Below are 12,726 nucleotides of genomic sequence, written 5' to 3' on the forward strand. Positions count from 1 at the left end.
AGCCTGTTTAATTAACTTTGTAATGCACAAAAAAACGCAGGAATTAATTTCAACAATAGAACTGAGAATAACTAAATATTTTATCTATGGGAACTAATTTTTTTAAAACGAAAATTCCTCTCTTTTATGCGTTGTTTTTTATCGGCTTTAGCCTGTCGGTAACTGCACAGAATGCAATAAATGTAAGAGGTGTGGTAAGTGATGTTTCGGGAGAATCGTTACCGGGAGTGAATATCGTGGTTAAAGGAACATTCCAGGGAGTGGTTTCAGACATTAACGGAAATTACCAGATCAATGTGCCCGGCAGCGATGCCGTTTTGGTGTTTTCATATATTGGATACACTACAACAGAAGTAGCCGTGGGTAACCTCCATGAAATAAATGTCACACTGGAGGAAGACAAGAAAGAGCTTGAAGAAATTGTAGTTATTGGTTACGGTACGGTAGCCAAAAAAGACGTAACTACAGCCGTTTCAACCGTTTCTGTAAAAGATATGGATGAGCGTCCGATTGTTTCGGCTGCACAGGCCATTCAGGGCAAGGCAGCCGGTGTTAATGTTTATCAGCCCAGCGGCGCTCCCGGCGGGGATATGGTAATTCGGGTTCGTGGAACTACTTCATTCAACGGAAGTAATGAGCCGTTGTATGTAGTCGACGGGATTCCTGTTGATAACTTGGGGTTCTTATCGCCAATGGATATTGCCAATATTCAGATTCTGAAAGATGCATCTTCTGCAGCTATTTATGGTTCGCGTGCAGCAAATGGTGTAGTGCTTATTACCACCAAGCAAGCCAGTGGCGGAGCAAAAGTTAGTGCAAATATGCAGTTCGGGGTTAATCGGGTAGCCAACCAAATTAAGTCGTTGAACGCTGCTCAGTACAAAGAGTTGATTGATGAATTGCGCCCCGGTTCTATTCCTGAAGGAACTACCGACCGCACCGATTGGTTTAACGAAGTGTACGGCACCGGAATTACCCAGAATTACCAATTGCAGGTGTCTGACGGCAATGACAGGACACGTTATTTTGTGTCGGGCGGCTACCTCGACGAAAAAGGTGTGTTGAATTCGGCGTTTTTCCGTCGTTATAATTTCCGTAGCAATGTGGATAGCCAGGTGCGTAAATGGCTTCATTTTGGGTTGAACGTGTCGTACTCCGATAATACAAGTAATAGTGTTACTACGGGGCAGGGGTCTAATCGTGGCGGAGTGGTTCTGGCAGTAGTAAATCTTCCTACTGCTGCTACCATCAAAAATAATGAAGGATTGTACAACCGCCTTTTTTTCGGGCAAAACATTACCAATCCGGTTGAATCGATTGAAAATGGCAAGAACAATCAGAATAACGAAAATCGCCTGATTGCTTCCGGAAGTTCAACGATTACTTTTTTTCCGGAATTGAATTTGAAATCTACTTTTGCAATTGACAGGCGCAACGGGAAAGTAACTGGTTTTACTCCGCCTGTGCATGGCACCGACCGCGACGACTGGGGAAATGCCTGGGACACTCGCAGCATGAATACACTGTTGGTGTTTGATAATGTGCTGACCTACAAGAAAACTTTTGCAGAGAAACATAATTTCGAAGCGATGGCCGGTTCATCCTGGACTGACTCCAAATGGTCGCAGAGTTATATAAACGGTTCTCATTACAGAGATGAGTTTATTCAGACATTAAATGCCGCAAATAAAATTGCCTGGAACAACACCGGGTCAGGCGCTTCAGAGTGGGGAATCATGTCTGTGTTTGGTCGGTTATCATACAATTTCGAAAGCAAATATTTGTTCACATTTAACATTCGTGAAGACGGCTCTTCTAAATTGCATCCCAATCATCGCTGGGGAGTATTTCCTTCTTTTTCTGCCGCATGGCGTATGTCGTCAGAAGAGTTTATGCAGGGATTAACCTGGATTGACGATTTAAAAATCAGAGGTGGCTGGGGCCAAACCGGTAACCAGTCGGGAGTTGGCGACTATGCCTACCTGCAACGTTATAATATTACAAGGCAGGCATGGTTCGAATCGGGGAAAGAAGATGCCCTGCCGCTTATTACACCCGCAAACCTTCGTACCGCAGACCTCACTTGGGAAACCACTACTCAGGTGAATCTCGGAACCGATGCAACGCTTTTAGGAGACAGGTTGACGCTTGCAATGGATTTTTATTCGAAGCATACAAAGGATATGTTAATGTATGTTTCGTTGCCTGCAGGTGCAGCCGCTGCCACTGACATTGTGAGGAACGAGGGTGAGATGATGAATCGCGGTTTTGAATTTGCTGCCAGCTCACGCAATTATACCGGCGCTTTTAGCTGGAATACAGATTTCAATATTTCATTCAATAAAAATGAATTGAAAAGCCTTGAGTTGCAGCAAATCTATTACGACGCTGAAACTACCGATGCTTTCCACGGAACGCGTATTGTAAGAAATCAGCCGGGGCGCCCGCTGGGAGGATTTTACGGCTACATTAGCGATGGCGTAGATCCTGAAACTGGAGAACTGATGTATCGGGATATCAATGAAGATGGAAAAATTACCGCTTCCGACAAAACATATATTGGTGACCCGAACCCTGTTTTTACCTACGGTTTAACCAATTCTTTTTCGTATAAAGGTTTTAATTTGAATGTGTTCATTCAGGGATCAGTAGGAAACGATATTTTTAATGCATCCAAAGGCGATACTCAGGGAATGTACGACCTCAAGAATCAATCAACCGAAGTGTTGAGGCGTTGGCGCACCCCCGGACAAATTACCGATGTGCCAAAAGCCGGTTTTAACTTGCAGCCTTCAAGTTACTTTGTCGAAGACGGCAGTTACCTCCGTGTAAAAGATGTTACTTTCTCGTATAATTTTCAGGGAGATGTTCTCAAACGAATGGGCGTTACCCGCTTGCAACCATATGTAACGGCTAGTAATCTGCTAACTCTTACTAAATACAGCGGAATGGATCCGGAAGTAAACCAGTGGGGAAACAGTGGTGCTGTACAAGGTATCGACTGGGGAACTTATCCGCATAGTAAAGCTTTTGTTTTTGGAGTGAATGTTGAATTTTAATGAGGTAAACAAATGAAAACGAAATATATATTATCTATTTTTTCTGTCCTCGTATTTGCTGCTTGTTCGCTCGATTATGATCCGGTAGATACCTTTTCTGATGTGACTGAAGGAGCGAGCGAAGACAGTGTGCAGGTGGTATTTAAAGACAAAGCCGCAGTTTTGTCGCACAGGCAAACGTTGCTAAATCTGTATAAAAACGGACAGGAACACTGGTATCTGGATATGTTGCTGCTGGCAGAGTCGCATTCGGATAATGCATACGCAGGAGCACCAAATGCAGAAACTACACCGTTTGAAGTGAATTCCATCGAGGGGTCGAACACCAACCTGAAGCGTGATTGGAACGGGCACATGGGAAATGTTGCCCAGGCAAACCGGTTGATTAATTTCATTGACGATGTAAAAGACCCTGCGCTTTCTGAAGCAGAGAGAAATCAGTATAAAGCCGAAGCTAAAATTCTTCGCGGCATGATTTATTTCGATATGGTGAGAATATGGGGAAATGTTCCTCTGGTAACAACAACCGCGGGAGACATCACCTCCGAAACCATTACTGAAGTTTATCCGGCCTACTTCCCACCACAAACCGATGAGCTGACCATTTACCAGCAGATTGAAACAGATCTATTGGATGGATTGCAGTACGCTCCGGAAAACGATCAGGGAGATAAAACTCAACTTTCAAAATCGGTAGCGCGCGCGTTACTGGCAAAAGTTTATGCCGAAAAACCATTGCGCGATTACGACAAAGTAATTAAATATGCCGATGAACTTGCCGCTGACGGTTTCGATTTGGTTGATAATTTTGGCGATTTGTTTGACGTGGTGCTTACAGATCCTAATCTTCCTCCATCGCAGGAAAACAAAGCGATAGAAGCCAAAGCACGCAATACAAAGGAAACCATCTACGAAGCGCAATTCTTCCCGGGAAATACCAACTGGGTAACCTGGATGTATGGCCGCCCCTTGAATGACTGGACTTTTTATTTCACCTGGTTGAAATGGATTACTCCGTCGCGCGACCTGATCAAAGCTTTCAACAGCGAACAGGGCGATAAACGTTACGAACAAACTGTGGTTTTCTACGAATGCGACTGGAATGTTTATTATCCGGCCACAAATTATCCGTTTATGTATAAATGCCGCAGTGCATACAACAGTATTATAAAACTGCGCTATGCCGACATTCTTTTGCTTAAAGCGGAAGCATTAATCAGTAAAGGTAATTATGCCGGGGCAGCAGAAATAATTAACCAAACGCGTCGTCGAGCCGGATTATACAATTTGGCAGCATCAGCATCGGCAAGTAAAGAAGCCATAACGGAAGCTTATCTGAAAGAACGTCGTTTGGAACTGGCAATGGAAGGCCAGCGTTGGTTCGACCTGGTACGCCTCGATAAAGTAGAGGAAGTGATGAATGCTGTATTTGACAAGGATGAAGGACGCCCTGCACGGGTTTATCCATATACAAATTTGTCGTACATATTGCCGATTCCGCAGGATGTTATGGATCAAAATCCAAATCTGGTTCAAAATCCCGGCTATTAGTTTTTGTGTAGTAAAGAATTATTAAAGAGATAAAAATGAATTCGATATATAAACTTATTATGATGGTTGGGGCAATCGCACTTTTGTTCGCATCGTGCGAAGATGAGTTCGGACCCCGAAAGGAGTCGATTCCGGTTGTCGAGTCGGCAACTGTTACTCCCGCAAATTTTACGTTTGGCGATTCCATAACGCTAACTGCAAAAGTTACCGACCCTGCTACCATGCTCAGTTCAATGAACTACACTGTTGTTTCTGAAGGACGTGTTATTGCTTCGGGTGAAATTCCGCTAATTGGAGATGACTACGACGTGAAACACGCAATTTTTGTTCCGTTGCTGGAGAATCAGGCAGATAATGCAGACGTTCAGGTTAATCTTGTTGCCCGGAATGTGCTGAAAGGTTCTGTCTCCCATGAAATTATAGCGTTGACGGGAACTCGCCCTGTTTACAGCCAGCTTTACCTGGTTGCTGACGATGGAACCGTCGCTGTTCTGAAACCTCAGTCGGCAGAAAAGGATAAGTTTGAAGGAACAGACCTCACGTTGGAAACCTCTTTGCAATTTAAAATTGCTGAAAAGCTGACCACTGATAATTCTATCGATTACGGTGGTGCCGTGTTTGGAAATGTTAATGGCAAAATTGCCATGATAGATGAAAAAGGTGAGTCGGCATTTGTTTATACTGCCGATGCTGATTATACAAAAACGTTTTCTTTCGATAATTTCGTTTTAAGCGTGGCAACAGCGGGCGGCACACTGGGACCTGATGATTTTGCATTAAGCGCATTTGGAAGCCAGGATTTCAATAACGAAACGTTCCGCACCAATAAACGTGAACTGGAAAAGGGTAAAACCTATTCGTTGTTTGGGAAACTCGCTGATGCGGCGAATATTTATAATCCTGATTTTTTTGAACGCACAGCAGTAAACAAGGTGAAATTTCTTGGCGAAACCGGAGAGTACACCATCTACTACAATCCTGTTCGTAAGAATATAATAGTGGGTGTTGATAATCCTTCGTATCCAGATTACCTGCTGGCATGCGGCTGGGGATTGGGATATCCTACAAATGTAACTTCGGCAGAAATTGCCGCCGTGTATCCGGGGCACCAGCGAACCCACACTGATTGGGGATTCGGACATATAATGAACTACGTTTTGCTGCGTAAAATTGATGACGGCATTTTCCAGGGAACATTTTACACTCCGGGAGACAACGACCATTATGCAGGCTTCAAACCGTTTGAAAATACAGGTTGGGCCAATGAAAAAAAGGCCGGTGAGTTTACTTTTACAGGAGAACAAATAATTAAGGGCGATAACAACTGGGAAATTCCCAACGGAGAAAACGATCCGGTGGTGGAATCAACCAACTATAGGTTTACCGTTAATTTGAACGAGAAAACAGTAAATATTGAAAAGATAACGCTATAGAAAAATGAAGATATTATTTCATCTAAAATTTGTTTTGTTGCTGACGGTGCTTTTTAGCTTCTGTTCTTGCCGCGAAGTAAATAAAGAGAACAACGGTGGGGAGGAACCCGTAGCGCCTGAGGCCGGAGATGTGACGATTTACATCACTACAAATACCCGATCGCAGGATTTTAAAAAGCAGGCGACCAGTTTCAGTTCGAAAAGTAATATGTCGCCCACTACAATAAAACTTGACCCTGCTAAGCGTTATCAGACAATGGACGGCTTTGGAGCAGCTGTAACAGGTTCTACGTGCTACAACCTGATGCAAATGACAACTGAGAACCGCGATAAATTTTTGAAGGAGACTTTTTCTCCCACGGAAGGAATGGGGCAGAGTTATATTCGGATAGCTATCGGCTGTTCAGATTTTTCGTTGAGCGAATATACCTGTTGCGATACTCCCGGAATTGAAAATTTTGCTCTTACTTCGGAAGAAACAGAGTACGTAATTCCAATTCTAAAGGAAATTTTGACTATTAACCCCGATGTAAAAATAATGGGTTCTCCGTGGACTTCTCCCCGGTGGATGAAGGTGAATAATCTTACTGATTTGCAGCCGTTCAATTCGTGGACAAGCGGGCAGCTAAATCCGGCCTATTATGCCGATTATGCTTCTTATTTCGTGAAGTGGATTCAGGTTTTTGAGCAGCAGGGGATAAAAATTTATTCTGTTACTCCACAGAATGAACCATTGAACAGAGGTAATTCAGCGTCCCTTTTTATGGGATGGCAGGAGCAACTCGAATTTGTGAAAAACCACTTGGTTCCCCAGTTCAAAGAAGCTTCGCTGAGTACCAAAATTTATCTGTTCGACCATAATTTTAACTACGACAATATGGCTGACCAGAATGATTATCCGGTAAAAATTTACGATGCCGGAATTGATGCCAATGTTGTTGCCGGAGCAGCTTATCACAACTACGGTGGAAATAAATCGGAGCTTCTTGATATTCATGAAAAACACCCTGAAAGAGAACTGGTTTTTACTGAAACTTCTATCGGGACGTGGAATGACGGTCGGAATCTTGAAGTTCGTTTAATTGATGACATGAGAGAAGTAGCGCTGGGAACTGTAAACAACTGGTGCAAAGGTGTAATTGTCTGGAATTTGATGCTCGATAGTGATCGTGGCCCCAACCGCGAGGGTGGATGCCAGACTTGCTACGGCGCAGTTGACATTGATCGTAACAGTTATACCAATATTACGCGCAATTCGCACTATTACATTATCGGTCATCTTTCATCAGTAGTGAAACCGGGTGCAGTGCGTATCGGTACTTCAGGGTTTTCAGATGCTGGGTTTTATTTTTCAGCTTTTGAAAATACCGACGGAACCTACGCCGTGGTGTTGCTAAACAGCAATTCTGCCGCCAAATTAATTACCCTCGACGACGGTACAAATCATTTCAGCTACGAGGTGCCTGCAAAGTCTGTGATATCTTATCGATGGAAAAAATAAAAATCTAACGCAATGAAGAACTTAAAATATTTGATACTAAGTATAATCGGGTTTATCGCTTTTTCGTGTTCCGACGAAGTGAGCGAAATTCCCCAGGCGGGAAATCCTGTTCTGGAAATGGAAAACCAGTTCTCCGATGTGCATTTTGGAGATGTGCTTTCGTTTACTGCCACTGTTAGCGACGACTTATCGCTTTCAACACTAACGGCTATTCTTTATTTCGGCGAAGAAGAGGTGAAACGAACCACCATTCGTACCAAAGAAAATGGCGAGTATTCAGGAACCATTTCAGTGCCGTTTTATAAAGACATTCCTGATGGAACAGCAACGCTTGAATTCGTATTGTTGAATACCACCATGAAAAGTGTGAAGAAAACATTTGATGTGCCAATTACCCGTGCACAGTATCCGTATCTGATTTTGGTTACCGAAAACGGATCGTATCCGATGTTGCCTTTCGGCGAACCGAATGAATATGCAGCAACAGAAGCATTCCCGTCGACCGATTTGCCAGCCTACATTAAAACACCGGTTGTCGACGAAAAAGGTACTGAAATTGTTTTCGGCTGGGAAGCCGGAGAAATAACACAAGGTGTTTCCGGTAATATTCCGTTTGTTAGCCCGGTTGGCGGAACTTTTTCTGTAACGTTTAATACTAAAACCTACGAGGCTGCACCGTTCTTCGAAATTCTGTTTAACGGGCAGAAAATGAATATGGTTGACAAGGAAAATTTTGAGCTTGATGTTGACCTGACTCAGAAACAGGAAATAAAAATTGAAGGACTGGATGATATTGCCGACTGGTGGATTGATGCCGACTATTTTACGGAAAAAGAAACAGGCCTTTACGAATTTGTTCCGATAACCGGAAAATATCGGATTTCGGCCAATCTGAAACTGAAATATTTCAGGGTTGAAGTTCTGGATGGCAACTCAACGGCAGTGTTAAATGAAGATGGAACAGGGGCTGTCTGGATAATTGGCGACAATCTTGGCAAACCATCATTAACAGATAATTATTTAGGTTGGAACACCGACAAAGCGTTGTGTATGTCGCCGGTTGGTGATAAAAAGTACCAACTGACTGTAGTGGGAGGCGAAACCATTAGCACCGATGCAATTAATTTTAAATTTTTCCACCAGAAAGGTTGGGGCGGTGAGTTTGGAAGTGATGCCATTACCACAGAAAGCGATATTGTTTTTATTGGGGATGGTGACAACGGACGCGACAGTGGAAACCTTGGGCTGGTTCCTGACGTGACACTAGAAACCGGAGCTACTTATGTATTTACGGTTGATGTTTCTGCCGGCAACAAAAAAGCAGTGCTCACAGTAGTGAAGAAATAACAAAGAAGATAGCAGATAAAAAAGGTTATGCGCCGTTTAACGAATTGCATAACCTTTTTTCTTGTCTTTTCGTTAGCTTTTATGTACCCGCTTTTTTATTGAAAAACTGAGGTTACTTTTTAAAAGACTATCGCAAAAAAAACAGCTACTGAAACTTTAGAATGCATTTATATTTCCCATCAACAATTGATTTCACAAATACAACTCCCATCAAAAAATGAACACGGTTAATCCGAGGCAGATTATTAAATAATAATCAGCGAAGTGAAGTTTATTTCGAAAGTATTTAGTATTTAGCGTAATAAATTCATTATTTGCAAAAGTTTAGTTAAAAGAAAAATGGAGATGGTAAAAAAATCGATAATTGATAAGATAAGGAACAAGTCCGGTTTTATCTGCGACATGGACGGAGTAATTTATCACGGCGATAAAATACTCGACGGGGTAAAGGAGTTTGTATCCTGGTTAAAAAGTGAAAACAAAAAATTCGTTTTTCTGACTAACTCCAGCGAGCGAACCATTAAAGAGCTGCAGGGAAAGTTGTTCCGCATGGGACTGGATGTCGGCCCCGAGCATTTTTATACCAGCGCCCTGGCAACTGCTGCTTTTCTGCAAAGCCAGAAAGCAAACGGCAGTGCATATATTATTGGTGAAGCCGGGCTGATTAACGCCTTGTACAACGCCGGTTATTCAAGCAACAACATCGACCCAGATTACGTGGTGATGGGAGAAGCCAGATCGTACAGTTACGAGGTAATTGAAAAAGCTGTTAACCTTGTAAACCACGGAGCAAGACTGGTGGGTACAAATCCGGATCTGACCGGCCCAAAAGAAAACGGAATTTCTCCGGCAACCAAGGCACTTATTTCGCCAATTGAACTGGCCACCGGAAAACAGGCGTATTTTGTAGGCAAACCAAATCCGTTGATGATGCGAATTGCCCTGAAAAGACTTGGTGTAAAACGTGAAGATACCATTATAATAGGTGATCGTATGGATACGGATATTGTTGCTGGAATTGAAGCGGAAATTGACACCTGCCTGGTACTGTCGGGTATCTCAACTGAAAAAACCATCGATGAATTTGCATATCACCCTCATTATGTAATACAGGGTGTAAACGAAATTGTGAAGAATTACAAATAGTTTTTCTTTTGCTCAGAAAAAATGTCATTTCACGCGTTTCTTTAACAAGTGTAACGTGTAAAATGACATTTTTTTGTTTCTACTTTTTTCGAAAGTCTATTTCATTTCCCAGTCGTCTGTTCTGAAAGACGAAGCCGGCAATCCTTCGGTATTAAACAATTCGCCAATCACAAAATCGTCGAATGCATAACGAACCGCAACAGGTTTTTCAACAAGCGGGGAGGAGAGGGTAATTCCCTTTCGGGTTATGTGTGCGGTGGCCGGAACAAACCTTTTGTCTTCCCCGGCAACTTTAAAGTTTTTCAACTCTTTTCCGAAAGTGGTCAGTCCGTTTTTTGCATGGTCAAACGTAAGTTTTACCAAACTTCCTTCCACAGTCATCTCTTTAAGTACCGGGCCTGAGTATTCTACTCCTTTCATTCCGTAGGTATTTGCCAGAGCCAGGTATGCCAGGCGTTCGCCCACAACTTTTTTATTGGCCGGGTGAATGCAAAATTCTTCACCCACATCCATGGCACAAGCCATTCCGATATTCTGAATGGCAGTTGACGCTTTAAATTGTGCTTCGCGCAGAAATGCTGAATTTAAGCTGTTTGGTCCATAATTAAACGGTGCAATTTGTACGTAGTAAAACGAGAAATCGCCAATTCCCCATTCATTCCGCCAGTTGTCAATTAGCCCGGACATTAGTTTTTCGTACTCTTTGGGCTGATTTCTGTTGGCTTCGCCCTGGTACCACAAACCACCGCGGATAGAGTATCCGACCATTGGTGCAATCATTGCGTTGTACAGCACTGTTGGAACCTGCTGATTAAATTCTTCTTTGCTGTTTTTATCCGGAAGATTGACCCAGTCGAAGTTGCCAAATCCGTTTTCGCTTATCCAGGGCTCAATGCGTGTTCCGCCCCAGCTCGAACAGATTAATCCTACCGGCACGCCCAGTGTCTCATTAATCATTTCGCCAAAAAAGTAGGCAGCAGCACTAAATTGTGCTACGTTTTCCGGCAGACATTCCTGCCAGTCCCCAGAGAAATTGTATTGCTGTTCAAGGCTTTTTTCGTGCTTCACGGTAAACAGTCTTATTTTTTCATTTCGGGAAGTAGCAATTGCCTGGTTTGCCCCTGTTACCGGCTGGTTAAAGTAGCCGCTCATGGTCATTTGCATATTCGATTGCCCGGAGCAAACCCACACTTCGCCAATTAATACATTTTTTAGGGTTAGCGATTTCCCGTCTGAAATAGTTATGGAATAAGGCCCGCCTGCGTTTGGCGTTTGCACTTTTACTTTCCAGTTTCCTTCGTTGTCGGCTTTGGTTGAGTAGTTTTTTTTGTTCCACGAGGTGGTAACTTTTACTGTTTTGTTCTTTTCCGATTTTCCCCAGATGGCGGCTTCTGTTTGTTGCTGAAGTACCATGTTGTCGCCAAAAATGGCAGGTAGTTTTATTTCAGCTTGAATACCTGTTGTAACGAAAATAAAAATCAGAAAAGTGAGGGTAGAAAAATAGTGTTTCATTATTCATTAAGTTTATTTGAAAATAAAAAATCGATTAGCAAATATAGTAAATGTGTGCCCCTGTATTTTCGGGGGCCGAAAAATTATTTCCAGATTTTTTTCTGGTTTAATGCTTGCCGGTAGCGTGCTGCGTAGCGGTTGTGTTGGCTTAGTGTTTTAGAAAAATTGTGATACCCCGAAAAGTCTTCGCGGGCAACCATGTACAAAAAATCGTTTTTTTCGAAATTTAATACTGCATCAATGGCCGATACTTCAGGGAAATTAATCGGTGCAGGCGGCAATCCCGGGTTTTTATAAGTGTTGTATGGCGAGTCAATTTCGAGGTGTGCGTTCAGAATTCTCCGGAGCGAGAAATCGCCAACTGCAAATTTTACGGTAGGATCGGCCTGTAAAAGCATTCCGCGTTTTAGCCGGTTTATGTACAGCCCGGCAACACGTGGCAATTCATCGTTTTTTACCGTTTCTTCCTGAACAATAGACGCCAGTGTTATTACTTCAACCGGAGAAAGACCGATATCCTCGGCTTTTTTTAGGCGGGATTCATTCCAGAATTTGTCGTATTCGCGTTTCATGCGATGGGCAAATTGGTCTGCAGATGTGGTCCAGTAAAATTCGTAGGTGTTGGGAATAAACATTGCCTTAAACGTTTCGTGCGTAAACCCAAACTCCTCAATTTTTTTTTCATCGTCAAACAATTGGAGTATCGAAAGCGAATCGGCCTCAATGTAACGACTGACTTTGCCGGCCAAATCCTGCTTAAAACGTGCATTGTTAAACGTTACGTTAAGCGGAGTCTGTTCGCCCGAACGCAATTTGTTTACAACCTGGTTGGTGTTCATTCCTTTGTTAAACTGGTACCGTCCCGGTTTTATCATCTCCGGATACTTTTTCTTTTTCGATACCCACATAAACGCTTTGTAATCGAGAAGAATGTCGTTGGTCTTCAAACTATCCAGAACCTGGTTGAAAGTGGCGTCTTCCGGAATAATAAACGCTTTTTCTGTTTTTACGTTTTCTTTGAAAATATACATGTAACGCTGGTACCCGATTAACCCGGTAACAATAAATGCAATGGCAAAAAATATGATAATAATTTTTCCCACCCGGGGAAATAACATGAGTCTGCTTTTTTTCTCGATGGTCATAAGTAATTTGTTGAATTGTCCAAAGATAAGAC

General features: G+C 42.8%; 8 protein-coding genes. 6 read left to right on the forward strand and 2 right to left on the reverse strand.

What is annotated here, in order from left to right; all coding sequences use genetic code 11:
- The first annotated feature begins 86 nt into the window (after positions 1-86).
- The 6 genes from BUB08_RS17065 to BUB08_RS17090 all read left to right on the forward strand — a co-directional run bounded on the left by BUB08_RS17065 (position 87) and on the right by BUB08_RS17090 (position 10,037).
- Positions 87-3,059 carry a SusC/RagA family TonB-linked outer membrane protein gene (locus BUB08_RS17065; RefSeq protein WP_073003128.1) on the forward strand — a complete coding sequence of 991 codons (2,973 nt, stop codon included), beginning with the start codon at positions 87-89 and terminating at the stop codon, positions 3,057-3,059.
- Positions 3,060-3,071: 12 nt separating this feature from the next.
- Positions 3,072-4,610 (forward strand): RagB/SusD family nutrient uptake outer membrane protein, encoded by a 1,539-nt coding sequence (locus BUB08_RS17070; protein ID WP_073003129.1) that lies wholly within the window; start codon positions 3,072-3,074, stop codon positions 4,608-4,610.
- 35 nt (positions 4,611-4,645) lie between these two features.
- Entirely contained in the window at positions 4,646-6,043 is a 1,398-nt protein-coding gene (locus BUB08_RS17075; protein ID WP_073003130.1) for a cadherin repeat domain-containing protein, read from the forward strand.
- Between the two features lie 4 nt (positions 6,044-6,047).
- On the forward strand, positions 6,048-7,544 hold the full coding sequence (locus BUB08_RS17080) for a glycoside hydrolase family 30 protein (protein ID WP_083570832.1): 1,497 nt from the start codon (positions 6,048-6,050) through the stop codon (positions 7,542-7,544).
- 12 nt (positions 7,545-7,556) lie between these two features.
- Positions 7,557-8,891: a DUF5125 domain-containing protein gene (locus BUB08_RS17085; protein WP_073003131.1), complete on the forward strand. Its 1,335-nt coding sequence runs from the start codon at positions 7,557-7,559 to the stop codon at positions 8,889-8,891.
- A 345-nt stretch (positions 8,892-9,236) separates the two neighbouring features.
- A complete protein-coding gene (locus BUB08_RS17090) occupies positions 9,237-10,037 on the forward strand; it encodes an HAD-IIA family hydrolase (RefSeq protein ID WP_073003180.1) in 801 nt (266 codons plus the stop codon).
- Positions 10,038-10,133: 96 nt separating this feature from the next.
- Here the strand turns inward: BUB08_RS17090 and BUB08_RS17095 are convergent, their stop codons facing one another.
- On the reverse strand, positions 10,134-11,549 hold the full coding sequence (locus tag BUB08_RS17095) for a sialate O-acetylesterase (RefSeq protein ID WP_073003132.1): 1,416 nt from the start codon (positions 11,547-11,549) through the stop codon (positions 10,134-10,136).
- A gap of 83 nt (positions 11,550-11,632) precedes the next feature.
- On the reverse strand, positions 11,633-12,694 hold the full coding sequence (gene mltG / locus BUB08_RS17100) for an endolytic transglycosylase MltG (protein WP_073003133.1): 1,062 nt from the start codon (positions 12,692-12,694) through the stop codon (positions 11,633-11,635).
- Positions 12,695-12,726 lie beyond the last annotated feature (32 nt).

It is taken from the genome of Mariniphaga anaerophila (assembly GCF_900129025.1).
Classification (GTDB): domain Bacteria; phylum Bacteroidota; class Bacteroidia; order Bacteroidales; family Prolixibacteraceae; genus Mariniphaga; species Mariniphaga anaerophila.

Excerpts from the sequence above, each read along its gene's own strand:
- BUB08_RS17065 (WP_073003128.1), top strand. The coding sequence starts at position 87 with ATGGGAACTAATTTTTTTAAAACGAAAATTCCTCTCTTTTATGCGTTG.
- BUB08_RS17070 (WP_073003129.1), top strand. The coding sequence starts at position 3,072 with ATGAAAACGAAATATATATTATCTATTTTTTCTGTCCTCGTATTTGCT.
- BUB08_RS17075 (WP_073003130.1), top strand. The coding sequence starts at position 4,646 with ATGAATTCGATATATAAACTTATTATGATGGTTGGGGCAATCGCACTT.
- BUB08_RS17080 (WP_083570832.1), top strand. The coding sequence starts at position 6,048 with ATGAAGATATTATTTCATCTAAAATTTGTTTTGTTGCTGACGGTGCTT.
- BUB08_RS17085 (WP_073003131.1), top strand. The coding sequence starts at position 7,557 with ATGAAGAACTTAAAATATTTGATACTAAGTATAATCGGGTTTATCGCT.
- BUB08_RS17090 (WP_073003180.1), top strand. The coding sequence starts at position 9,237 with ATGGTAAAAAAATCGATAATTGATAAGATAAGGAACAAGTCCGGTTTT.
- BUB08_RS17095 (WP_073003132.1), bottom strand. The coding sequence starts at position 11,549 with ATGAAACACTATTTTTCTACCCTCACTTTTCTGATTTTTATTTTCGTT.
- mltG (WP_073003133.1), bottom strand. The coding sequence starts at position 12,694 with ATGACCATCGAGAAAAAAAGCAGACTCATGTTATTTCCCCGGGTGGGA.